This window comes from Bacillus sp. H1a (genome assembly GCF_000633475.1).
Taxonomy (GTDB): Bacteria; Bacillota; Bacilli; order Bacillales; family Bacillaceae_G; genus Bacillus_A; species Bacillus_A paramycoides.
This window is the reverse complement of record NZ_AYMH01000021.1, coordinates 86,541-110,282: the sequence shown is the minus strand read 5'-3', so window position 1 is coordinate 110,282 and position 23,742 is coordinate 86,541. Positions and strand designations below refer to the sequence as shown.

General features: G+C 34.6%; 30 protein-coding genes and 1 pseudogene. 23 read left to right on the top strand and 8 right to left on the bottom strand.

All coding sequences use genetic code 11. From position 1 onward, the window contains the following. Window positions 1-159 precede the first annotated feature (159 nt). From U860_RS0111170 to U860_RS0111155, 4 genes are all read left to right on the top strand, one after another. Window positions 160-660, top strand: a complete 501-nt coding sequence (locus tag U860_RS0111170) for an invasion protein (RefSeq protein ID WP_025148594.1) — start codon at window positions 160-162, stop codon at window positions 658-660. Between the two features lie 167 nt (window positions 661-827). Beyond that, window positions 828-1,058, top strand: coding sequence for a hypothetical protein (locus tag U860_RS0111165; protein ID WP_002172334.1), 231 nt, complete (start codon window positions 828-830; stop codon window positions 1,056-1,058). A gap of 384 nt (window positions 1,059-1,442) precedes the next feature. Continuing rightward, on the top strand, window positions 1,443-1,934 hold the full coding sequence (locus tag U860_RS0111160; RefSeq protein WP_025148593.1) for an ankyrin repeat domain-containing protein: 492 nt from the start codon (window positions 1,443-1,445) through the stop codon (window positions 1,932-1,934). Continuing rightward, window positions 1,931-2,527 (top strand): DJ-1/PfpI family protein, encoded by a 597-nt coding sequence (locus U860_RS0111155; RefSeq protein WP_025148592.1) that lies wholly within the window; start codon window positions 1,931-1,933, stop codon window positions 2,525-2,527. Before U860_RS0111160 ends, U860_RS0111155 begins: the two co-directional genes overlap by 4 nt. A gap of 44 nt (window positions 2,528-2,571) precedes the next feature. On the opposite strand, the gene U860_RS0111150 is transcribed toward U860_RS0111155, so the two are convergent. Then, window positions 2,572-3,498, bottom strand: coding sequence for an aldo/keto reductase (locus tag U860_RS0111150; protein WP_025148591.1), 927 nt, complete (start codon window positions 3,496-3,498; stop codon window positions 2,572-2,574). 286 nt (window positions 3,499-3,784) lie between these two features. On the opposite strand from U860_RS0111150, the gene U860_RS0111145 reads away from it, so the two are divergent. The 8 genes from U860_RS0111145 to dltD all read left to right on the top strand — a co-directional run bounded on the left by U860_RS0111145 (window position 3,785) and on the right by dltD (window position 10,663). Then, on the top strand, window positions 3,785-4,141 hold the full coding sequence (locus tag U860_RS0111145; RefSeq protein WP_025148590.1) for a septum formation initiator family protein: 357 nt from the start codon (window positions 3,785-3,787) through the stop codon (window positions 4,139-4,141). Next, window positions 4,080-4,292 carry a hypothetical protein gene (locus U860_RS36985; RefSeq protein WP_050447211.1) on the top strand — a complete coding sequence of 71 codons (213 nt, stop codon included), beginning with the start codon at window positions 4,080-4,082 and terminating at the stop codon, window positions 4,290-4,292. The genes U860_RS0111145 and U860_RS36985 overlap by 62 nt, the downstream gene beginning before the upstream one ends. 142 nt (window positions 4,293-4,434) lie before the next feature. Next, the gene (locus tag U860_RS0111135) at window positions 4,435-4,761 is read left to right on the top strand and encodes a DUF3870 domain-containing protein (protein WP_002012954.1); all 327 of its coding nucleotides are present in this window, start codon (window positions 4,435-4,437) and stop codon (window positions 4,759-4,761) included. 68 nt (window positions 4,762-4,829) lie between these two features. Then, the gene (locus tag U860_RS0111130) at window positions 4,830-5,882 is read left to right on the top strand and encodes a dipeptide epimerase (protein WP_025148589.1); all 1,053 of its coding nucleotides are present in this window, start codon (window positions 4,830-4,832) and stop codon (window positions 5,880-5,882) included. Window positions 5,883-5,921: 39 nt separating this feature from the next. Further along, a complete protein-coding gene (locus U860_RS0111125) occupies window positions 5,922-6,923 on the top strand; it encodes a C40 family peptidase (RefSeq protein ID WP_025148588.1) in 1,002 nt (333 codons plus the stop codon). A 19-nt stretch (window positions 6,924-6,942) separates the two neighbouring features. Further along, entirely contained in the window at window positions 6,943-8,565 is a 1,623-nt protein-coding gene (locus tag U860_RS0111120) for a peptide ABC transporter substrate-binding protein (protein WP_025148587.1), read from the top strand. 113 nt (window positions 8,566-8,678) lie between these two features. Beyond that, complete coding sequence (locus U860_RS0111115) at window positions 8,679-9,212, top strand: GNAT family N-acetyltransferase (RefSeq protein ID WP_025148586.1); 534 nt, start codon at window positions 8,679-8,681, stop codon at window positions 9,210-9,212. Between the two features lie 269 nt (window positions 9,213-9,481). Beyond that, entirely contained in the window at window positions 9,482-10,663 is a 1,182-nt protein-coding gene (gene dltD / locus U860_RS0111110) for a D-alanyl-lipoteichoic acid biosynthesis protein DltD (RefSeq protein WP_025148585.1), read from the top strand. A 48-nt stretch (window positions 10,664-10,711) separates the two neighbouring features. On the opposite strand, the gene U860_RS0111105 is transcribed toward dltD, so the two are convergent. Next, window positions 10,712-10,936: a hypothetical protein gene (locus U860_RS0111105; RefSeq protein ID WP_025148584.1), complete on the bottom strand. Its 225-nt coding sequence runs from the start codon at window positions 10,934-10,936 to the stop codon at window positions 10,712-10,714. 145 nt (window positions 10,937-11,081) lie between these two features. On the opposite strand from U860_RS0111105, the gene U860_RS0111100 reads away from it, so the two are divergent. Then, entirely contained in the window at window positions 11,082-11,582 is a 501-nt protein-coding gene (locus U860_RS0111100; RefSeq protein ID WP_025148583.1) for a DinB family protein, read from the top strand. 26 nt (window positions 11,583-11,608) lie between these two features. Here U860_RS0111100 and U860_RS0111095 read toward each other — a convergent pair whose 3' ends face one another. After that, entirely contained in the window at window positions 11,609-12,214 is a 606-nt protein-coding gene (locus tag U860_RS0111095; protein WP_025148582.1) for a DedA family protein, read from the bottom strand. 297 nt (window positions 12,215-12,511) lie between these two features. On the opposite strand from U860_RS0111095, the gene U860_RS36825 reads away from it, so the two are divergent. The 3 genes and pseudogenes from U860_RS36825 to U860_RS0111085 all read left to right on the top strand — a co-directional run bounded on the left by U860_RS36825 (window position 12,512) and on the right by U860_RS0111085 (window position 13,508). Beyond that, window positions 12,512-12,646, top strand: coding sequence for a hypothetical protein (locus tag U860_RS36825; protein ID WP_275887050.1), 135 nt, complete (start codon window positions 12,512-12,514; stop codon window positions 12,644-12,646). Then, window positions 12,643-12,972 (top strand): annotated as a pseudogene (locus U860_RS31395) (metal-dependent phosphohydrolase); the annotation flags it as partial. The gene U860_RS36825 and the pseudogene U860_RS31395, both read left to right, overlap by 4 nt. A gap of 38 nt (window positions 12,973-13,010) precedes the next feature. Continuing rightward, entirely contained in the window at window positions 13,011-13,508 is a 498-nt protein-coding gene (locus U860_RS0111085; RefSeq protein ID WP_025148581.1) for a GNAT family protein, read from the top strand. 35 nt (window positions 13,509-13,543) lie between these two features. On the opposite strand, the gene U860_RS0111080 is transcribed toward U860_RS0111085, so the two are convergent. Continuing rightward, the gene (locus tag U860_RS0111080; RefSeq protein WP_025148580.1) at window positions 13,544-14,308 is read right to left on the bottom strand and encodes a DUF1836 domain-containing protein; all 765 of its coding nucleotides are present in this window, start codon (window positions 14,306-14,308) and stop codon (window positions 13,544-13,546) included. 257 nt (window positions 14,309-14,565) lie between these two features. Between U860_RS0111080 and U860_RS0111075 the strand changes: the two genes are divergently transcribed. From U860_RS0111075 to U860_RS36340, 4 genes are all read left to right on the top strand, one after another. Then, complete coding sequence (locus tag U860_RS0111075) at window positions 14,566-15,015, top strand: hypothetical protein (protein WP_025148579.1); 450 nt, start codon at window positions 14,566-14,568, stop codon at window positions 15,013-15,015. Further along, window positions 15,003-15,311, top strand: a complete 309-nt coding sequence (locus U860_RS0111070) for a YxcD family protein (protein WP_025148578.1) — start codon at window positions 15,003-15,005, stop codon at window positions 15,309-15,311. The genes U860_RS0111075 and U860_RS0111070 overlap by 13 nt, the downstream gene beginning before the upstream one ends. Before the next feature lie 396 nt (window positions 15,312-15,707). Then, on the top strand, window positions 15,708-16,220 hold the full coding sequence (locus tag U860_RS0111065) for a DUF6609 family protein (RefSeq protein WP_025148577.1): 513 nt from the start codon (window positions 15,708-15,710) through the stop codon (window positions 16,218-16,220). 39 nt (window positions 16,221-16,259) lie between these two features. Then, the gene (locus U860_RS36340; RefSeq protein ID WP_025148576.1) at window positions 16,260-16,733 is read left to right on the top strand and encodes a hypothetical protein; all 474 of its coding nucleotides are present in this window, start codon (window positions 16,260-16,262) and stop codon (window positions 16,731-16,733) included. A 107-nt stretch (window positions 16,734-16,840) separates the two neighbouring features. Here the strand turns inward: U860_RS36340 and U860_RS0111055 are convergent, their stop codons facing one another. The 4 genes from U860_RS0111055 to U860_RS0111040 all read right to left on the bottom strand — a co-directional run bounded on the left by U860_RS0111055 (window position 16,841) and on the right by U860_RS0111040 (window position 20,411). Continuing rightward, window positions 16,841-18,076: an NAD(P)/FAD-dependent oxidoreductase gene (locus U860_RS0111055; protein ID WP_025148575.1), complete on the bottom strand. Its 1,236-nt coding sequence runs from the start codon at window positions 18,074-18,076 to the stop codon at window positions 16,841-16,843. Then, window positions 18,073-18,405, bottom strand: coding sequence for a (2Fe-2S)-binding protein (locus U860_RS0111050; protein ID WP_025148574.1), 333 nt, complete (start codon window positions 18,403-18,405; stop codon window positions 18,073-18,075). Before U860_RS0111050 ends, U860_RS0111055 begins: the two co-directional genes overlap by 4 nt. Then, window positions 18,402-18,674 carry a (2Fe-2S)-binding protein gene (locus U860_RS0111045; RefSeq protein ID WP_002172313.1) on the bottom strand — a complete coding sequence of 91 codons (273 nt, stop codon included), beginning with the start codon at window positions 18,672-18,674 and terminating at the stop codon, window positions 18,402-18,404. The genes U860_RS0111050 and U860_RS0111045 overlap by 4 nt, the downstream gene beginning before the upstream one ends. Window positions 18,675-18,749: 75 nt before the next feature. Beyond that, window positions 18,750-20,411: a sigma 54-interacting transcriptional regulator gene (locus tag U860_RS0111040; RefSeq protein ID WP_025148573.1), complete on the bottom strand. Its 1,662-nt coding sequence runs from the start codon at window positions 20,409-20,411 to the stop codon at window positions 18,750-18,752. A 182-nt stretch (window positions 20,412-20,593) separates the two neighbouring features. Between U860_RS0111040 and U860_RS0111035 the strand changes: the two genes are divergently transcribed. Genes U860_RS0111035 through U860_RS0111025 form a run of 3 tightly spaced genes read left to right on the top strand, consistent with a single transcriptional unit; the run spans window position 20,594 to window position 23,741 of the window. Then, window positions 20,594-21,769 (top strand): FAD-dependent oxidoreductase, encoded by a 1,176-nt coding sequence (locus tag U860_RS0111035; protein ID WP_025148572.1) that lies wholly within the window; start codon window positions 20,594-20,596, stop codon window positions 21,767-21,769. Further along, the gene (locus tag U860_RS0111030; protein WP_025148571.1) at window positions 21,766-22,803 is read left to right on the top strand and encodes a proline racemase family protein; all 1,038 of its coding nucleotides are present in this window, start codon (window positions 21,766-21,768) and stop codon (window positions 22,801-22,803) included. Before U860_RS0111035 ends, U860_RS0111030 begins: the two co-directional genes overlap by 4 nt. Continuing rightward, complete coding sequence (locus U860_RS0111025; protein WP_025148570.1) at window positions 22,800-23,741, top strand: proline racemase family protein; 942 nt, start codon at window positions 22,800-22,802, stop codon at window positions 23,739-23,741. Before U860_RS0111030 ends, U860_RS0111025 begins: the two co-directional genes overlap by 4 nt. Window position 23,742: the final 1 nt, after the last annotated feature.

The window sequence follows — 23,742 nt, the reverse complement described above, 5'->3', positions numbered from 1 at the left end:
TGGGCTAGCGCCCTTCACACGCTTGAGGAAGGAGAATTCTTTCGGTAAATTCGTTAAAAAGGTAACTGCATATAATTAATATCATTTCGTCAAATGAATGTCACATAAAAGTCTTATAGTGTATGTAGAAAGTGAAACATACACAAAGCAGGAGATGAAATGATGAAAAAAGCGTTACAATATATAATCTTATTACTTACGTTAGTTACTTTAAGTTATGTAATTTATACCAACTATGAAAAGCAGAAAGAGATTAAAAATAATAAACAAGTAATTAGTGAAGTGGCAAAGAGGTATGGTATTCCAGATTGGATACCACTATCAATTGCTGATCATGAAACAAAGTTTAATCGAAAAGCGATAGGGGACGATGGAACATCTTTCGGATTATTCCAATTACATCGTGGTGGTTTAGCACCAGCACAATTATCAGAAGAGAGCTTAATAGACTCGAAAATAAATGCAACAATAGCAATCTCTAACATGGTTAATTCATATGAACGCGGTGTGAAAAAAGGATTGAAGGATTGGGATTTACTTAAATATGTTGCTAATACATCAGGATGGCCAGGAAATTTAGGAGGAGAATGGACAGATAATAATACGAAATATAATAAAGGGCTAGAACAATCTTATCAATTATATAAAAAAGAGAAATAGATATAAAAAGGCATTTCCAATTTGGGGAAATGTCTTTTTTATGTTATAGTATAATAGTGTTTGGGTGATGTGTTATTTTAATATACCTTCGAATTTGTTGTGTAGTATTTTTATATTAAATAATTACTAAAATCATTTTTTTATATAAGGAGTAAGATGTAAGGAATATGAAAAATATAGATTTTATACTAGAAAGTGATGAAACATTAAAACCGTCAGAACGATTAGTACTATTATTATTAGAGAAGCATAGAATGTTATATACGAACGATCTATTAGCTCTTTCGAATTTATCATATAAAACATTAACGGATTCGCTAACAGCGCTCGTTATGAAGTCTTATGTATTAAAAGATACTGGTAAGGGAAGAAGGCAGAATTGTTATAGATTAGTATGATAAGAGTACTGTTATAGAAGTTTGCTACATATGTGTTTTTCAAACGTAAGGATAAATTGTATTTTTGTTTTCAAATGATAAAAAACTTTTGATTTAAGTGAAAATCGGTTTCGATATACAAAGAGTTCATGACTGCTAAATATATAATTTCATTTCATTTTTATTAATGCTAATTTGTTATAAGTAAAAATAATGAAATTTTCACGTGATAATAAAAATGAAATTCAAAAACAATCCATTCGTTTGAGGGATTGTTTTTTTATTGGTATAACAAATTTAAAAAATAATATTATTATGTAAACTTATGTATTTTGAAAGGAACATGTGATTATTAATAGAAATTATATAAAGAATACTTAATATCTTTATAAGTGGAGGCTCATTATGGAACAAATCATATTAATATCACAAGCTATTATAAGCGGGGAAAAAGAAAAAGTAGTGGAGATAATAAACTCGAATCAAAGTATTGTAAATTCATATAGTGAAGATGGATGGACACCGCTTCATTTAGCTGCTTATTTTGGACAGAAAGAAATTGCAAGTTTCCTTTTAGAACAGGGAGCGGATATACATATTAGAGCAAAAAACGAAAATGAAAATACACCACTTCAAGCAGCAATTGCGAATAAGCAAAGCGAGCTTGTAGCTTTCTTAATTGAAAAGGGATCAGATGTGAATGCTGCGCAAAGTGGTGGTTGGACAGGACTTCATGAAGCAGCGTTATTTGGAAATGAAGAAATCATTATATTACTTCTTGAAAAGGGTGCTAATAAAATGATTAAGAAAAATGATGGGAAAACCGCATATGATATTGCTTTAGAAAAAGGGCATGAATCTCTATTACATCATTTGCAAGAGGAAGTGAGCTTATGATTAGCCACTGGAAGGTAGGGGTTTTTCTTTTTAATGAAGTGGAAGTGTTAGATTTTGCGGGCCCATTTGAAGTTTTTTCCGTTACAACAACAAGTGAAGGTCAACCATTTACAGTTCATACTGTTAGTCAAGATGGAGAAATGATTACAGCGAGAAATGGATTAAAGGTACAACCAGATTATAGTATCGAAGACTTACCTCCAGTTGATATTTTAATTATTCCTGGTGGGTTAGGTGCTAGAGAAAACGAAATGAAAAATGAAATAATAATAAATTGGATCCGTCAGCAAATGAAAGAAGTAAAGTTAATGACTTCTGTTTGTACCGGCGCGCTTTTACTTGCGAAAGCTGGATTACTCGATGGCTTCAAAGCGACAACACATTGGGCAAGTATTGAAAATTTTAGAAATGATTTTCCGAATGTGGAAGTATTAGAGAATGTAAAGTTTGTCGATGAGGGGCATATTATTACGTCTGGTGGAATTTCGGCCGGAATTAACATGTCATTTCACATTGTGAAAAATTTGTTGGGTGCTCGGATTGCTGAAGAAACTGCGAAAAGAATGGAATACGATATTGATTTAAAATATTAAAAGTAAAGACCAGCTGCTGAGTATTTCCAGCAGCTGGTCTTGTTCTATAGTGAACGAATATATGTTAACTCTTCATCTGTAAAAAGGGGGCGAGTTGACGCACCTGCGTTTTCTTTCGCTTGCTTTTCTGTTTTCGCACCAGGAATTGCGACCGATACCGCTGGATGATTGAGGACATAACGAAGTGCAAGTTGCCCTAAAGTTTGATTTTCATTTGAGAGTAATCGTAGTTTCTCTACTTTTTGTAAATCTTCTTGAAACCAAGCTTCTTTTGGCCATTCTTTGCGTAAATCTCCATCAGGAAAAGTTGTTGCGTTTGTGAATTTTCCAGTTAATATCCCCATTTTTAAAGGACCGCGTATAACAGCTCCTAAATTATTCTCTTTTAGGTATGGCAGTATGTCGTTTTCTGGTTTTCGGTTTAATATGTTGTAATCAAGTTGCACAACATCAATTGCATCGTGTTTATTGAAGTGTTTTATATATTGTAGGTCATGAGTTGAAACACCTACAGCTCTTACTTTTCCGTCCCGCTTTAATATTTCAAATGCGCGTAAAAATGCATCTGTTTCTTCTTGTTTATCCCACCAAATATGACAGAAATAAACATCTATATAGTCTGTTTGGAGGCGCAGTAAACTAGTGTCAAATACCGCGATTACTTTTTCAGCTGTATTATAAACAGGCTCTCCATTTGGATCATAGTGATGCCCAATGAGTCCGCCTTTCGTTGATAAAACGATATTATTACGGTAGTCTTTTATTGCCTGTGCTACTAATTTTTCACTATGACCTAGTCCATATACATCAGCAGTATCAATAAAATTTACACCGCATTCGATTGCTTTTTTCATAGCGGTTATAGATTGCGAATCGTTAACGGGTCCCCATTCATCACCACCAATCGCCCACGCTCCAAAGCCAATTTCTGAAACGGTAATTCCGGTTTTACCTAATGTACGGTAGTGCATCATTTTTCCTCCTTGTAAGCATGTTATAACATCGGTATGCAAAGGGGAGGATGAATGTGTGTGAAAATGTTTTCTACAATAGAGGGAAAAGAATAACATAAACTACTATTTTATTGCAGCATAAATAAAAATTTTCATTTTGAATAGGGAAATGTCGTCGAACGCTATCTCTAATTGGTTAATTTATGAGATTTTTTTGTGAAGGAGCTTACTTTATAAGAATAGAATTTAAGTTAATAAGATCGTGCCGATGGCAGTGAAAAATATGGGTTAGGGGGATTTGAAAATGAGGAAACTCAAAAGAGTAAATATTCCTAATATACCAGAGCAACTATCACAGCCTAATGCCAACCGAGCAATAAATAAAAAGAAGTTAAGGCGTTTTATTTTCATGTTCATTTTTATCGCTGTAACTACTTTGTACGTTCAATATATTTTAACGAAACAACAAGAAATAATAAATGAAAAAAAAGATACAATTACGGATCAAAAGAAACAATTGGTTTCTTTAGAGAAAGATCAAGGTTCTTTAAAGACTAACATTGAGAATTTAACCGATAATGAAGAAGAGATATTAAAGTTTGCGAGAAAAGAGTATCAATTTTCTAAGTCAAACGAAACAATATTCGTATTGCCGAAGTGAAGTGGTGGAACAGTTAGCGATAGCTAACTGTTTTTTATGTATGAATGAAGGAGTTTGTAGTATGAATGTCATGGTACAAGGAGTGATGACATATTGTAAAAATGAGGAGTGTGAGCCATTTCCAATTGTTTTAAGAGATTTTCATAATTAATATGCCGGGATAAATATTGTTAAAATTCTGTCAATTGTATATAATACAAGGTAAGCGGATATATTTTTTAATCAACGTTGAGTTAATAGCTCATACGCCTGCTAAGAAAACCGTTATCCTCGTATAAGAAAGGAAGATAGCTGTGTACGCATCAAATACAATTTACGTCGTAGGGGATGCGAAAGCACCTCAAAATAATCCCATTACCGAAAAGTTCAAAAGTTATTTTGTAGCATTTGTACTTGAGAAGGATACAGGGGAAATTGTAGATGCAGATTGCTCAGCGACAATTGCATTAACATCTCAATTTGTTAAATATTTGTTTCTACATAAAAATATTAATGACCCAGCGTTAGTAACAGAAATAAAAAATCGATATTTCGGTTCGTCTCAAAAGGCGCTACTTGTAGCGCTAAAAGATGCGCAGAAAAAATATAATCAGATTGCTGCTTTGTCTACACATTCATAGACAAAATCCAGCCGTAAGAATCTTCTTATGGCTGGATTTTTTTGTTGGACAACGAAAGGATGAACAAAATGAAAATTATCGATGTAAAAGTAAATCGTAGACGTGTAAAGCTTCATACACCGTTTAAAACAGCGCTTCGTACCGTAACGGAAATTGAAAGTATAGATGTGTTTATTCATACAGATGAAGGGATTGTCGGAAAAGGAGCTGCGGCAGCAACACCAGTTATTACTGGTGATTTCGCCAGCGGGATTGAGGAGGCAATATTAGGATCAATTCGTTCCGCATTAGTTGATAGAGACATACTGCAATTTCAAACGTTATTGTTACACATTCAAATGAGCTGCGTAGGAAATACAAGTGCGAAAGCAGCGGTAGATATGGCTTTATACGATTTGTACTGTCAATTTCATAGTATACCTATATACGCATTACTAGGTGGAAAGAAAGAGATTTATACGGATATTACTGTAAGTGTGGATGAACCATTATTAATGGCAAAAGAGGCGAAAAAGCATATAGAAAAAGGATTCCAAACATTAAAAATTAAAGTTGGTAAAGAGGCACATTTAGATCTGGAACGCATTGAGGCAATTCGAAATGTAGTGCCAAAAAATACGACGTTACGTTTAGATGCAAATCAAGGATGGAATCCGAAAGAAGCGGTTTCAATCATTAAAGAAATGGAGAATAGAAATTTAAATATAGAATTTGTAGAACAACCTGTTCATGCGAAAGATTGGGATGGATTAAAATACGTGAAAGATAATGTACAAACGCCTATTATGGCAGATGAAAGCATCTTTTCAGCAAGGGATGCGTTAAAGCTCGTCCAAGGAGGATATGCAGACTTACTTAATATTAAATTAATGAAATGCGGCGGTATACGAGAAGCCTGGCGAATTGCGGATATTGCAGAAACAGCTGGTGTAAAATGTATGGTTGGAAGTATGATGGAATCTTCACTTTCAGTTAGCGCTGTGTCGCATTTAGCTGCGGCTCATCCGAATATTCATTACTTTGATCTTGATGCACCATTATGGTTAGTAGAAGAACCAGAAGGAATGACTTACACAGGTCCAAAGGTAAACCTGCATTCTGCAGTGAATATAAAGTCTTAGAAGTAGTGTCTAGCAAACTATCTTTTAAGGGGGATATGTATGAAAAAAGCGGGGACTGCATTATTAACAACATTATTTATTTTTTCATCGTTTACAGCGGCGAACGCTGAAGAGAGGAAAGAAAATAAAGCGTATATAGACGTATCGACTGCAACGTTATGGACTGCACCCGATTCACTTCGGCCAATTGATGCACCTAGTGCAAGTAATCCTGTTGATTTATGGAAGTGGACGAAATCAATGACACTAGATGAGAAACTTTGGTTAACAAACGCAAATAAATTAGAAACGCAAGCGTTACTCGGTCAAGAAGTAACTGTAATTGATAAACGAGGTGATTGGGTGAAAGTGCTAGTGCATGGACAGCCAACGCCGCGAAATGAGGAAGGATACCCCGGATGGATGCCTGAAAAACAATTAGCGTATAATCAAGAATTTGCAGATAAGGCAGGACAGCCCTTCGTTTTAATTACAAAACCGACAGCTATTTTATATATAAATCCTTCTGAAAAACATAAATCACTTGAGGTAAGTTATAATACGCGGTTACCACTTTTAAGTGAAGATACTATTTCGTACCGCGTACTATTACCAAATGGTCAGAAGGCGTGGTTACGCAAGAAAGATGGAACTGTTCACCGTTCTCAAAATGATATTCCTACGCCAACAGCTGATGATCTAATAAATACTGGTAAGATGTTTTTAGGATTACCGTATATATGGGCTGGTACAAGTGGGTTTGGCTTTGATTGCTCAGGATTTACTCATACGATATATAAATCGCATGGTATTACAATCCCGCGAGATTCGGGGCCACAGTCAAAAGCAGGAATCGCAGTTGATAAGGAAAATCTTCAAAAGGGAGATTTAATATTCTTCGCACATGATCGAGGAAAAGGTAGTGTTCATCACGTTGGAATGTATATTGGTGATGGCAATATAATTCATTCACCAAGAGCTGAAAGATCGGTAGAAATTATTCCGCTAAATAAACTAGGATATATAGAAGAATACGCTGGTGCTCGTCGTTACTTACCTTGAAAAAGATAGGGGGCTTAATATGAAAAAGGTTGTTCGTTATTCATTAGTTAGTACTCTACTTGTCTCTTCATTTTTAGTAGGCTGTGCGAAAGAAAAAACAGTTACAAAGCCGAAAGATGAGAAGAAAGTATTACAATTATTAGAAACGGGTGAAATTCCGTCATTGAATTCAGGGAAAGTAACAGATGCAGTTTCGTTTAATGTTTTAAACAATGTTATGGAAGGATTATTCCGTTTATCGAAAAATGATGAAGTGATTCAGGCTGGGGCACAAAAATATGAAGTGAGTAAAGATGGAAAGACATATACCTTCCACTTGCGTGATGCGAAATGGTCTAACGGTGATCCAGTAACAGCTCATGATTACGTATATGCTTGGAAGCAACTTATTAATCCAGATACAGCCTCTCAATATGCATATATTGCGTACGATGTGAAAAATGCGGAAAAGATAAATAAGAAACAATTAGGATTAGAAGAATTAGGTGTGAAAGCAAAAGATGATAAAACGTTTGTTGTTGAGTTAGAACATCCAGTACCATATTTTACAAAGCTATTAATTTTACCGTCTTTCTATCCAATAAATGAAAAGTTTGCGAAGGAGCAAGGCGATAAATATGGCTTAGAGGCGAATAAAGCGATATATAATGGGCCGTTTACGTTATCAGAGTGGAAGCACGAAGCGAGCTTTACAATGAAGAAAAACGATAAATATTGGGATAAAAAAGAAGTGAAATTAGATGAAGTAAACTACCAAATTGTTAAAGAAATTTCAACTGCGGTAAATTTATATGAAACAGATAAGGTAGATAGAGCTGTCATTTCTACAGAATTCGTAGATAAATATAAAAATAATAAAGAACTGAAACAATATACAGATCCAGTTATGTATTTCTTCCGTTTAAATGAAAATGTACCGATTCTTAAAAATAAAAACGCACGTCTTGCACTTAGCACAGTTTTTGATAAGAAGGGACTTGCAACCTCGTTTTTAAATGATGGTTCGGTAGCTGCGAACTACTACGTTCCGAAAGGATTTTTAAAGGGGCCAGATAAGAAAGATTTTAGAGATACGGCTGGAGAGTTTAATAAGACGAACGTAAAACAGGCAAAGGAATATTGGGAAAAAGCAAAGCAAGAGACGGGAACAAATGAAGTAACGTTAGAATTCTTAAACTATGACTTAGAAAACTTTAAAAAAGTAGGAGAGTATATTAAAGAAGAGCTTGAGAAAAACTTACCAGGGCTAAAAGTAAATGTGAAATTACAACCACATACTCAAAAACTAGCGTTAGAGAAGAAAAAAGAATATGAAATGTCGTTATCACGCTGGCTACCTGATTATCCAGATCCAATGACATACTTAGAAGTTTTCCTTTCGGGAAGTACCGTTAATAATACAGGGTATGCAAATCCAGAATACGATGCGCTAATTAAGAAGATTAAAACAGAATTAGGTAATGATGAAAAAGTTCGTTGGAAAGCAATGCAAGATGCTGAAAAAGTACTTCTTGATGATGCAGTAATTGCACCAGTATTCCAGCGCGGACTATCTTACTTACAAAAACCGTACGTAAAAGATTTATATGTTCACCAATTTGGTCCAGCAACAAGCTTAAAATGGGCGGACATACAAAAATAAGGTAAGAGAAAAACAGACGTCATGTATTGATAGTCTGTTTTTTTCTTAGTTAAAGCAGGATGGTAGTTCATGGTATAATTTACTAGTCTGTAAACAGTATTAGGAGGGGGATTATGTCTGTATTTGTAGAGGGGAAAGTAATGCATACGAAAAGGTTGTTCATGAGAAGACCAAATTTAGAGGATGTTGATCAATTGTATAATATTTTGAATAAAGAAGCGGTTGGTCAATGGCTTGCTAAATCAAGAGGTATGTCACTAGACGAAACTAAAGATTATATTAGTCAACTTATATTGCATTGGGAACAGTATGATTTTGGTGTATGGCTGTTATTCAAAAATGAAACAGGCCAGCTATTAGGACATTGTGGTTTAAGAAAGGTAGATGAAACAGGGGAAACAGAAATTATGTATCTCCTTGACCCTGAGTATTGGGGTAATGGATATGCGATTGAAGCAGTAGATGCAACCATTCAATATGCAACAGAGGCGATGAATCTAAAAAGAATAATCGCTAGAGTGAAAATAGCAAATGAGAATTCAAAGAAACTTTTGCGTAAGCAAGGATTTACATATACTTTCGATGTTGACCATAGTGGGCGTTTATTATCTTACTTTGAACTCTGTACATATTCTAATGAGTTATAGACATTTTATATGTTTTTTTATCGCTTAAAAATAAAATTATTACTAAAATTCCAGTGTGAAATTTATGTAGAATCTTGTATAATTAACATGTTTCTTTGGAAACATTTTCTTACGCTTTAATTATAGGGCTTAATAGAGCGAAGGAAGGAAATACATACATGTAAATAATAGATAAATAGAATGGAACATGTATATAGAAAAAGGAGAGAAATGATGGCGTGTCAAAAACAAGGGTTACAATTTATTAGTAATGGAAAGAGGAATCACCGATGAAGATGAAGCATGCTTTTGGTCCAATTATTTTAGCGTGTTTACTCTTTTTCATTATATTGCTTATCCCATCTAAAAGTTTAGTATCACTTATTAGCGATAAGAAGGTTGAAGATGCGGCAACTTCTTTGCAAAAAGAGAAATTACAAAGTGTTTTCCTACAGCAGAAAATGTTAGGGAATTCGCAGTATTTACCGATGTATGGTTCATCGGAATTTTTACGAATGGATGCATATCATCCGTCTAATTATTTCAAAGTAAATCCTGCAGGTTTTACACCATTTCTAATAGGAACTGGCGGTACGCAAAGCTTGGCTCATATTTTAAATATGACGTCTACAATGGATGAATTAGAAGGTAAAAAAGTAGTCTTTGTTCTTTCACCACAATGGTTTACAAAAACGGGTGTATCACAAGGGGACTTTTCAAATAATTTTTCTAAACAACAAGCATATCATTTTATTTTTAATGATGAAATTAATCCTGAAATGAAGAAGAAAATTGCGAAACGTTTACTAGATTATAAAGTTGTTCGTAAAGATGCGATATTAAGTAGTTCGCTAGAAAGCATTGTATATGACGATACAAAACATAACGTCAAAGCTGGACTAGCTAAACCGCTAGCATATATGTACCGGAATATTTTAGATCATAGAGATTTATTTAATTCTCTATTTAAGATCGAACCAATGAAAGAGAAAACAAATACGGGACTGCGTTCAATTTCTTGGGAAGATGCACGTAAACAAGCGGAACAAGAAGGTAAGGCGGAATCCACAACAAATACATTCGGAATAGAAAATCCGTATTACTATAAACATAATTTAAAGAAAAAGTTAAAAGCTTTAAAAAACTTTAGAGCAAATGAATCGTATGATGAATCACCAGAATATGATGACTTACAAATTGTTTTAGATCTTTTCAAAGAAAAAAATGTAAAACCACTCTTTATTTCTGTACCTGTAAACGGACCGTGGTATGATTACGCTGGTTTCCCAAAAGAACGCCGTGATGTGTATTATAATAAGGTTCGCGAGCAAGTCGAGAAAGCCGGATACCCAGTAGTCGATTTTTCTAGCCATGAATATGATAAGTATTTCTTAAAAGATACAATTCATTTAGGCTGGAAAGGCTGGATCTATTTTGATGAAGCAGTGCAGAAATTTTACTCTGAAAAATAATGTATAAACAATGGAAACAGGAATGGCGATAAAGCCGTTCCTGTTTTTTTAATATGAAGGATTCTGATGCGGACAATTTGGAAAGGCATGTATATCTTGAATTTGTCTAAAGTCATAATGTTTCATGGCGAACTGAGCTTGGTAAAGGTATTCGTAAAGAAATAATTGATTATTTTGTACGCCGCATAAAACGCCGGAAGTCCCTTGCCCATTAATGAGAGAAATACCAACAGGGCGACCAATTAAGTATGATACTTTTTGCTGCCAATGCATAGGGAAATCGCTCCTTTTTAAGTTACTATACGAGGTTGCAAATGAATTGTAACTTATCCATGTAAATCTTAAACTGGAGGGTTTTAATGAAATATCTAGAAGTCATTAATATGAATGAATTATAAGTGTGGAAGAGGAGTGAATTATGGAGAAAGAAAGGATTCTGGAAGAAAAGCTAAGCCTAATAGAATGGTGCCAAACATTGAAGGGTATATCTGATGATATATGGTTTCAATCATTTAAAAAAGGTTCATGGGGAACTGCGGATGTGATTTCACATTTTATAGTGTGGGATGAGTTTTTAATGAAATATAGAATATTGTACTTTATAGGATCGCAATATGTACCTGATGTTCCAACAGATGTGGAAGAAATGAACAAGAGTGCAATGAAATATGCGAGATCTGGTATTTCTAAAGAAGAACTAATAGATCAGTTTATTTTCACCCGAAAACAATTAGTTGATCAAATTAATCAAATTCCTGCCCGGAATTTTAATGATGGCTACCAATTCGGCACAAAAAGAGTGAGATTAAACAATTATTTTTCATCACTCATTCAACATGATTTAAAACATAAAGAAGAAATTATACAATTTCTAAAAAAAAATGAAGCCTACTATAAAAACCGCTATTATTCTAATTGAATGTATAGCGGTTTTTATTTAGAATTTTAAGCAAGATTTTTACGTTTTTTTAACCATATTTTTATCGCGAAATATAAAATAATAAGAACAACTCCGCCAATAGCGAAAGATTTCACATATGGTCCGGAAACGTCATTTATATTACCCCAGTTTTCTCCAAGTTTTTCACCTAAATAAATGAAAATGATAGACCAAGGAATAATCGCAAGCCCTGTTAAAGTAATGAAACGTGAAATTGGCATTTTTGTAATCCCAGCAGGAATTGAAATTGCATGACGAACGACAGGAATGAAACGTGCAGTGAAAATTACGCCAGTTCCGTATCGATTAAACCAATCTTCAGCAGCATCAATTTGTTTTTTATGAATGAAAATATACTTCCCATAACGTTCTAAGCCAGGGCGACCACCGTATCGTCCAATCCAATAAATAAAGACTTGGGCAATGATTCCGCCAATGGTACCGAATATAACTGCGCCTACAAATGAGATACTTCCAGTTGATACTAAGTATCCCGCATAAGCAAGGACAATTTCACTTGGAATAATCTCAATCATAAGTCCAAGCATAATGCCCCAATAACCTAATCCTTCAAAAAACGTTAATACTGAATGAATAAAACTACTTAACATTGTTGCACCTTCTAGTTCATAAATTTTTCGAGTAAAGTTCTTTTTATTTAACAACATAAAAAGTTTACTATATGCAAATTATACCTTATTTAATGAACATATTGCCATTTCAATACTTTTTTATGTCTCGTATTTATTTTCCTTGTATTTATAGTAAACGATATAAATTGAGTTTTCATGAAGAGATAATGAAAAAAATATTAAAAATTTCTCATATTTAAAAAGAAGGTAAGGGATTAGTAGACTGAAAATTTTGTGTAATAATGTAAGTGTTGGATTTACAAAGGGGGAGAAGTTATGCATTTTACAGATCCTATTTACGGACCAATTACTATTCACGATAGAGATATCATACAATTGATCGATACTAAAGCATTTCGAAGATTGGCCTATATTAAACAGCAAGGGCATACAAAAAAGAAGAGAATTTAGAGGTAAAGGACTTTCTTCCGTTACAAGATGAAATGATTTCAAATGAAATAAAGCGCTTCGCAAAATCAGATGATGTACAATTAGCGGCATTAATCCAGCTTTATTTTTCAACATCCAAAAGTTTATCATTTGAAAAAGGACTAGAGGGTGAATTTAAAAAGGGAAATGGCACTTTGGCGGTAATAACTGAAAAGAAGGCTTATAGTTCATACGTGGGTGGTATTTATGTTCATAGGAATGGTCGGTTAGAAGATATTATAGAACGATCATTTTACATTCAAGACATAGTGAATTTGCCAATAAAAGAATACGCGTATTCAATTTAATTAGGTGTAGTAATTTGAAAAGTAGATGAGGTGAAAATATGGATTGGCATGAACGTTTATTAGAAATGGATGATTTACCAATTATATTAGAATGGTATAACGACGAAGAATTACATAACATTGCGGACGTGAAACCATTCAAACGATATACAATAGAAGAACTTCGAAAGTATTGGACTGAAAAACTGTCCCGATCTTATGCAAGTTATTATGTGATCGTAGTAGAGGATAAAGTAATAGGGAGAGTTGGATTAAAAAAGAAGAGAAATGACGAGATATATGTGATGGAGTACTCAATCTTGATTGGCGTCTCAAATTTATATTCAAAAGGGCTTGGAACAGAGATTACAAATTATTTTATCACTAAATCATTTTTAGACCCTGATATACAAGCGGTTGTGTTGCAAGTTAGGGAAGATAATAAGAGGGCAATTCGATGTTATGAGAAAGCTGGTTTCAAAAAAACTGAATCGTATGTAGAGAATCAGTTGAAAATGTACGAGATGCAAAGAGGTAAGGAGGGCAAAATAGTATAGAAATTAAAAAACAGGAGCAAATTTGCTCCTGTTTTTTATGGTTTCACATCTAAATTTTGTAAAAACAAAGTTGCTGTCACATATCGTTTCGCTAGCATTTGTACATATGCGGTATGTACAGAGAGTGTAGCGATAATAATAGCGTTACGAATTGCTTCGCGTTGTTCGTTATTTATTTGATCGAACTTACTTGCGATTTTATCAGCTTTTTCTTTTACAATATTTTCAATCGTATGAATTGTATCTGTAGCATTTAGTTGTATGCAATTCCCTTGATTTAGTTCTTCAAATAAAGAGGAATAAGCAACATATAAATGAACAGGGTTAATTAAATCATCACTTCGATCGGCCGGGTCATTTACGATGAGTCGTAATAGTTTACGAATAGATTCAAAATCAAGCGCTGTTTTTAAATCTTCAACAATGAAAAGTAAGGCTGCTTGTTCGATTGAATATTTCTTCCCTTTTTGAGGGGAGCCAATCATTTCTTTTATATCTCGTTTCACCCAGTTTTGCATAGCAGTTACAGAGAAACTCGTGTTTTCAATCTGATTGCCAAGCGCAACTATTTCGTTTAAAGAAAAACCGACGTCCGTATCGTCAATCTTAATCAGTTTTTCAAAAATAGGTGAAAGTGCGGTTGTAATAAAAGCTGTGACGCTTTGTCCGCTTTCAATATCTTTTTTATGTGACTTTGCCCAAGCTTCTTGTAAAATACCGAGAGGCTTTTTCGCATTCCATCCTCTTAGTGATAGAAGGAGCGTTGCCATTTCGTTTCGTGTGAGATGAAATGTTTCCATCTTTTCACCTCCAAAATTATAAAAAGTTCTTATGAACTTATAATATGTTTTGTTTCATTTAAAGTCAATTCCGTTTTGCTTAATTTTTCCTATGTCATGAAATTGTCGTAAGTAAATAATGCTTGCATATTTCGACAAAAGTTCATATAATAAGTTCATAAGAACCTTTAAAATGGTTTTAAAACAAATCTATCATTCTAAATTTACAAGAAAGATAGATTTCACATATATCTATATAAAAGGAGAATGGATATAATATGTTGAAAAAACTTGTAGCAGTAATGACAGCATTCATGGTTATCTTTGGGGCTAGTAGCTTTATGTTCGTAGATCATGCGGCAGCGAAAAGTTACAAATCTGGTAAAAAATCATATACACCAAGTTCAGGTCAAAAGTCAAAAGTTGATTTAAACAAAAAAGATTCTAATGTAAATTCACAAAAAACAACAACTGATTCAAAAACAAAAGCAACAAACACAGCGCCAAAAAGTAATAAAGGAAGCTTTATGAAAGGTTTATTACTAGGTGGTCTTGGTGGTTTACTAATGGGTAGCTTATTTGCAAATATGGGAGCTCTTGGTTCTGTATTAGCGTTTATGGTAAATATGTTAGTAATGGCTGGTATCGTAATGTTAGCAGTTCGTGCATTTAAATACTTCAAAAACCAACGTAAGAAAAAGGCGGATGAAGTAGCATGGAAACAATAAAAATTTCTGAACAAGAGCTAATAAATGCACTTTGTGTATATATCGCTGATAAAAGACAAGTTGGGCCAGAAGAAGTTTTAGTTGAACTAATGTATGATGACGACTACGGTTTCTCTGCTGAAGTAGAGGTAAATGGTCGCAAGCAAATATTAATTCAAGCAAACTTAATCGAAGCACTACGCTTGTTGCTTGATCGAGAATACAATGTCAATTCATTTGCAGCAAGATTGCAACTTGAATTAGATGATGAAGAAGGCATTTACGCATTAGCGAAATTTAATAATGACGAACAATAAAACTGTTAGAGCTGTATGCTCTAACAGTTTTTATTTTGATTCATATTGTTAGTATGTTTCTTCTTTTAGGATAAAATCCAGTATGTCATGTACGTTCAATTTAGTATTTGCATCATTTTAACTATCTAGTCCGAAGTTGGCTCTCCAAATAAATCGTAAATTTCATTTGGAATGTTTTTTGACATAAAACGACTTTTATTTATCTATTCGACGAATTGTGACAAAAGAGTTACAACTATTTTTGTTATGATGTTTTAGAAATCATATATTTTGTTATTCAAAGCGAGGTAGAAGAACGATGGTGTGAATTTAGCTGAACTTCCTTATAGAGGTTCTTGAAAAAAAGGAGCGTGTCAATTGTTGATATTAGAAATATTCAGATAGGGAGAGCGGAACTTGGAAACACAAACTTATAAATATCCTAGGCAAAAGATTAATGGAATTTGGCTAATAATTGCTGGAACAGCAATGTTCTTACTTTTAATAAATCATAACGGATATCCAAATGTGTGGCCTTTTATTATTGTTTATATACTAGGAATGATATGGCAATTAAGCCCTAAAACTAGGAGGAGATTAGCGGTTGGTTCTGGAACACCGGAACAAAAAAAGTGGGCTAATTTTTCAATAATTATATTGGCTATTTTAGTTTTTCTCGCTTTTCATTTTGGTGGTGATGATTATAGAAGTTGTTGGCTATTAATTCTTTTAGCAGTAGGTATTCACTTTATACCGTTTATTCCAGTACATGGGAAGATTATGTTTTTGCTGTCCGTTATTTTAATAATCAATGCATCCATAGGATTAATCATTACTAACGTAAATCTAGATGTCTTTTTTGTAGTAGATGGTTTAATAAAAATTTTATTTGGTGTAATTTTTATTAGGTTAAGTCCTATTGATTTTTAAAATATAGTTGATAAAAATTTCAGAAAAGAAGGCATAGTAATGATATTTTTTATGTTAGTTATTAGTGTAGGATTAATATTTTTTGTTCATTACATAACGAAACAGGTGTTTAAGTATGAAGTAAATCATCTCAGTTCAAAAAAACGCTTTATAATAAATCTTTTGCAATTTGTTAGAATCGCGCCATTAATTGCGGTACTTGTAATATGCATACTGGTTTTAACAACTTTGCATACGAAAACAGGTATTCGACTATCTCATGCATGGTATGCTGCGCAATTCTGGGCTTATTATACGTTTTTGTATTGCGTTTATATGATAACTAGGAAAAAACGGCTTCTGTTTTCAATGATTATAGCTTTAATAATGGCCATTTATTACACTCCATTATTCCACTTTGAAAACCAATTTATAGGACTGTATATAGTCGTCGCTAATATTTGCGGAATTTTAATGTTTGTAAATTTATGGATGTCGATATCGAAAGTTTTAGTCGGAATGAAAAATAGGTAATTACTTTTGGTTCCTGTAATTAATGTAACAGAAGTACTAGGCGTAGTACTAAAAATTATAAAAAAGCGGCGGAAATGTAATCCACCGCTTTTTTATATGCTAGTTTTTCACGCTTTCTTTTGTTGTTTTTCTTCAAATGATTGAAAATCACGCCAAATCTCATTCATCTTTCGTCTACCAACATTAACCATCGGATTAAACTGAATTGCAGCTTGTTGACGTACAGTGTGGACGTTTTGAATTGCTTGCTGCAAGTGTTGTTCAACCGAATTGGAATTTCTATTAGCTTGTTTTACAATTGAATATCCAGCGACATTTCCTTGCGCCATCGCGATTTTTCCGCTTTCAATTCCGGTAATATTTCCAGCTACAAATAAACCTGGAAGAGGGGTTTCCATTTTTTCTGAATGAAGTGGAACATGTCCGCCTAATTCCGGAATGTAATGGAAAGGGCATCCCGCTATAGCGGCAAGCTCGGCAAGCGGATATAGACCTCCGGCAATACAAACGAAGTCTGCCTCATGTATCTTTTCTGATCCGTTAATAATATTTCCTTTAGAGTCAATGTTAGCAACACGTACACCTTCAACTTGATCTGTACCGATAATTTCAAGTGCAGCTTTTCGGAGATGAAGTGGTGTTCCGTTTATTTTCATCCCGTTATTTGGATAGAAGGTTAATCCAGCTTTTCGAATCCAATCATATTTCATAAAACGGCTACCTATACGTAGGAAAGCGGACGGAGCGAGGTGAGCTGCATTTAAAAGGGAGTTCAAAACTTCCTCTGGTTCACCAGCTTTTTGGCTTAACTCGCTTTTTTCTGGAAGTACAATGTGATCCACTGTGATTCCAGCTAGTTGTAATTCGTTTAAAATGGCGAATGACAAAATGTTAGCACCGATAATAATTCCTTTTTTACCAACTTGGACTCGGTGGACATTTGTCATAACTTGAGCCGCTCCAATTGACATAACCCCTGGAAGTGTCCAGCCGGGAAGGGGAATAGAATACTCCGCAGCCCCAGTAGCAATAAGTACAAACGGTGCTTCTAACGTACCGATATTTGTATGTACGAACCAAGAACTTTCATCTTTATCTAAATTATAGACAGAAACACCACATCGAATATCGACTGAAAGTGATTTTGCTTCTTGGTAAAGTCGCTTCGATTCTTCTATTCCGTTCCACCATTCTCCAGTAGTTTCCTGGTGTAACTGTCCTAATAATCGTCCGCCAGGCTTCATAAATTCATCAATAACAAGTACGTTAAGTCCAAAACGTGCACAAGAGATGGAAGCTGATAATCCCGCTGGCCCTGCGCCAATAATAATTACATCGCTCATCGCTTTTTCACCATCTCTCTTACGATATTTGGATGCTGTTTTCCGCTTTCAACAACCATATCGTTTTCTACAACAGTTAAGCACGCTCGTACGTTCGTTTGATTGTTTACCGTCACTCGGCATTCAGAACAATGCCCGATATTACAATAAATACCTCGCGGCGTTCCACTATCTTCATGGACTCTTAACGTTCGTATTCCGTTTGCTAGTAAAGCAGCCGCTATCGTTTCATGTTCATATGCTTCGTATTGTTGACCGTTAAATTGAAAAGTGATGCGCTGACTATTATTTAAACTACCTAAAATAGGGTGATGTGTAATTCTACTCATTGATTTTCACCTACCGCTCCGAAAGTAACTGCACGTATTGGTGGCTGATATTTTAATGGAATTTCATTAGGAGTTATGTCAGGGTTTGTACTTTCAATCATTCGATCTATCATCATTCTACATGTGCGGCCACCACAAAATCCCATGCCAGCACGTGTTCGTAGTTTTAATTCCCTTGCCGAGCATTTATATTCAGCAATTGTCGATTGTAGTTGTCCGTATGTAACTTCTTCACAACGACAAACAATTAAGTTCTCTTTATTCGTCATATGTATTCCTCCTCTAGTTCGGTTTTCACTAATTATGATGCAAAAACTATGCCAATATAGAGGAGGAGTGGTTGATTATTGTAACCCAAGTCTTTTTAAACGGTTATATAATGTGGCCCTCGTTACCCCAAGTTGTTTCGCACATTCTAATTTATTACCATCTAAAATGCGTAAAGCTCTTTCAATTACCTTTTTCTCGTGCTCATCCATCTCTTCTTGTAATGAAAGAATCGTGTTATTGTTGCTGTGTAATGGGGAATGAGACGTTTGGTTCTCTAAAGTATCATTTGTATGAAACGGTAAATATTCTTGTTTTATAATGCCGTCTGACGCAAATACGACGAGTCTTTCAACTACGTTGCGGAGCTCGCGGATATTCCCTGGCCAATTGTAATGAAGCAACTCATGCATAATGCTTGAAGGTAAGTCGCGAACTGGTCTGTTATAGTTTATTGAAAAATCGTTTAAGAAGGAGTACGTTAATTCGATAATATCTTCTCGTCTTTCACGCAGTGGCGGAATATGCAAGCTAACTACATTTAAGCGATAATATAAGTCTTCTCGGAAAGTTCCTTTTCTCATTTCTTCTTGTAAATCACGATTTGTAGCAGCGATGATGCGGAAATCTATATTTATTTCTTTTTCTCCACCAACTCGGTAATACTTTCGTTCTTGCAGTACACGTAAAAGTTTCACTTGCATATCGAGCGGCATTTCGCCTATTTCATCGAGGAATAAAGTACCGCCTTGTGCAAGCTCTATTTTACCTTTCTTACCTTTACTATTCGCACCAGAAAACGCTCCTCGTTCGTAACCGAACAATTCACTTTCAAATAATGCTTCTGGAATTGCACCGCAGTTAATCGAAATGAAAGGGGCATTTGCTGTTTCGCTCGCCTCATGTATTGCCTTCGCAAATACTTCTTTTCCAACACCACTTTCGCCAAGTATTAAAACTGTAGATTTCACAGAACAAACCTTTCTAGCTAATTGAATCGTTCTTTGTATGACAGGGCTTTTTCCATTCATCGCATGGAAAGGGTCAGATGTATCTTTATATTTTGCTACTTCTTGTTCTAAACGGTGCATTTCATGCGACATATTAAATAATTTTTCATTCAATACAACTTGATTTGTAACATCTGTTTCAGAAACGACTGCTCCGATAATTTCATCGTTACAATAAACAGGGTTTGAATTAATTAATACGAACAAATCAGGACGAGGCTGATGGAACTGGGCGATTATACTTTTTCCGTCATGTAATGAATGTAAAATTTCTAAATCTTTATAATCAAAAAAACGAGTGATGGGTTGTCCGATAATTTCATTCTGGTTGACTGAAAAGATTTTCTCAGCACCATCTGTCCAAGTACGAACGCATTCTTTATCGTCGATGACTGTAACAGAAGAATCCGACGTTTGAATAACAGTGTTATAAAAAGCTTGTAGTTCATTGTAGTACTTATAAAGAAAAGGAATCGTTTGCTGAGCAGTTATACAGCATATAGGTTCTTGGTTTTCGTTAATGATGACAACGGCTGGTTCATGAGAAAATGCGTCGATTAAAGCAGTGAAAGAGTCCTCTTCATATATAACTGCGCAACTCCATTCTTCAGTAGATGAAGGGATGTAATAAAATTTTTCACCTACCTGTTTCATGTGCTTAACGATACTTGTACGATCAATTGACAAAATTTTTATAAACTCTTTTATTGTTGGAAATGAAAATGCCATAGTGCCCTCCTATTATGTATAAAAATTTAGACAGTGATAAAAAAATAATACACCTATTTACGATAAATTTAAAATATTTTTACAAATAAAAATTATTTTATATAAATATTTCTGCATGTAGAGTTGGCACACCAATTGCATAAATAGAAAGTGAGAGATTTAGGAGAAAGGAGGGGTGCTATGTGAGACACTGTGACGTTTTAATAATAGGCGGTGGTATTATAGGCTGTTCTATCGCTTATTACACATCAAAATACGGAAGAGACGTAACAATCATTGAAAAAGGGGAATTTGTCAGTGGGACGTCTTCACGGTGTGACGGGAACATTTTAGCGATTGATAAAGACCCAGGGTTTGATAGTCAAATGTCGTTAGTAAGTCAAAAATTAGTAACTGAATTAAGTGAAGAGTTGGAGCACTCATTTGAATATAGAGCACCAGGTAGCATTCTCGTTTGTGAATCAGACGAAGAGATGGAGGCAGCGCAGCAATGGGTGAATCGTCAAAAAGAAGCTGGTTTACCGTTTCGAATGCTTGATAGACAAGATATAAGAGAGGAATCACCATTTTTTGCAGATGATTTATTGGGTGGTTTAGAATGCGCAACTGATTCGACTGTAAATCCATACCTTCTTGCTTTTTCACTTCTTGCAGAGTCGAAAAAATTTGGTACGAAAGCTTTTAATCATACAGAAGTAAAGGAAATGAAAAGGGATTTAGACGGATCCTTTATTGTAGAAACGACAAATGGGACGTTTACCGCGAAGCAAGTTGTGAACGCAGCCGGTGTTTGGGCTCCTAAAATCGGACAGATGTTAGATGTGAATATCCCAATTGAACCGAGAAAGGGACATATTATTGTAGCTTCAAGACAACAGCACGTAGGTTCTCGTAAAGTAATGGAATTTGGTTATTTAATTTCTAAATTTGGTGGAAAACGAAAAGTGGATGCTTTAACTGAAAAATACGGGGTAGCTCTTGTGTTTGAGCCAACAGAAAGCCAAAATTTTTTAATTGGTAGTAGTAGAGAATTTGTAGGGTTTCATACGAGAATTAATAACGAGGTAATTAAATGTATTGCGAATAGAGCAATTCGTTTTTATCCGAAAATGGCGGATATGATGGTAATTCGTTCATATGCTGGATTACGCCCGTGGACAGAAGATCATTTGCCGATAATTTCAAGAGTGGAACATATTCCGAATTATTTTATTGCAGCAGGACATGAAGGTGATGGAATTAGTCTTGCAGCAGTTACTGGGAAAGTGATTGAAGAGTTATTAAATGAAAAAGAAACAATCATTCCTATTGAACCACTTCGTTTGAGTCGTTTTACAGAAAGGGTGTTAAACGGATGAGATCACAAAGAGTCTTTACGACAATTGATACACATACGGGCGGGAATCCAACGAGGACATTAATTAGCGGACTTCCTAAGTTAATAGGAGAGACGATGGCAGAGAAGATGTTACATATGAAAAGGGAGTATGACTGGATTCGCAAATTGTTAATGAATGAACCGCGTGGTCATGATGTAATGTCAGGAGCACTATTAACAGATCCATGTCATCCGGAAGCTGATATAGGCGTTATATATATAGAGACAGGTGGATATTTACCGATGTGTGGTCACGATACAATCGGTGTATGTACAGCTTTAGTTGAATCAGGTTTAATTCCTGTAGTTGAACCGGTTACTTCTTTAAAGTTAGATACACCAGCTGGCTTAGTTGAAGTAGATATTACTGTTCAAAATGGTAAGGCGAAAGAAGTCTCCTTCTGTAACATACCAGCTTTTTTACTGAAAAATATTTCTGTACACGTCGATGGAATTGGAACTGTAGAGGCTGATATTGCGTATGGAGGAAATTTTTATGCCATTATCGATGCGAAGTCAGTAGGACTAGAGTTAGTACCAGAAAACGCATCTACAATCATTGATAAGGCGATTTATATTAGAAATACAATTAATGAGAAGTTTGAAATTATTCATCCGCAATATTCGTTTATAAGAGGATTAACACATGTTGAATTTTATACAGATCCTACTCATGAAAGTGCGCATGTAAAAAATACAGTTGTTGTTCCACCAGGTGGAATTGATCGGTCTCCATGTGGTACAGGAACATCAGCGAAATTAGCTGTATTATACGCTCATAAAAAAATCGACATCAATGAAGAATTCGTTCATGAGAGTATTGTGGGCTCTCTATTTAAAGGGTGTGTCATAAATACGACATATGTAGAAAATATTGAAGCTGTAGTAACGAAGATTACCGGTTCAGCTTGGCTTATGGGGATGCATAGATTTTTTTACAATGAAAAGGATCCACTTAAAGAAGGCTTTTTGCTAATTCCGCCGATGGAACATGAAACGGAGGATGTAAAATGAACATTCAAAAAATGTATACAGCAGTAGATGTGCACGTAGCTGGCGAGGCATTTCGTGTAATTAAAGACGTACCATGCAAATACTACTACAGTTTGGAGCAACTAAATGAACAATTTTCAGGCGAATTAGCAGAAGAAATGAAGCTTTTATTAAATGAACCACGTGGTTTTATCGGTTTAAATGGATGTATTGTTGCACCTTCTATTCATAATGAAGTTGATGCAGCTGTATTGTTTTTTAATCATGAAGGATCCATTCCTCTTCATTACGGCGGCATTGTTGCGGTAATAACGATGTTACTAGAAAGCGGATATTTAAAAAAGAGAGATTCAAATCAATACAAAATTGAAACGTTATCCGGCATATTTTCAGTTAACGCTTATGTAGAGCATGATGAAGTTATATCTGTTTCGTTTGAAAGCAAATTATGTTATATGGTTGAGAAAGACTTGAAGATTGGTAATATACGTTATTCTCTCATACAAGCAGATAAAGTATATGCAGTTGTAGAAAAGGATACGTATTCGCCAGAAATTTGTATTGAAAACATCTCTAAATTAAAAAAATGGGGAGAAGCTACACTTCAAGCTATTCAAAAACAATCTATTATAAAAAGACTTATTTTAGTAGATCCTTCGTCAAAAGAAGAAAATCATATAAAGACGATTACATTTCATGAGGATAACTTTATTGTGCGTTCACCGGGGTTTGTTTCTACAATTGTGTCTTATGTTAATGCTTTATTTAAAAATGATTTTACAACGGATAAACCTTTTAAAAACGAAAGTATATTTAATAGCTTTATAACAGTGGAAAAAGTGAAGAAAGAAGAACTAGGATACATTTTCCGTTTTGAAAGTAGAGGATTTATTACAGGAATGCAGACGTTTATATTAGACCCTACAGATCCATTTCCGACAGGTTTCTTATTAAAATAAA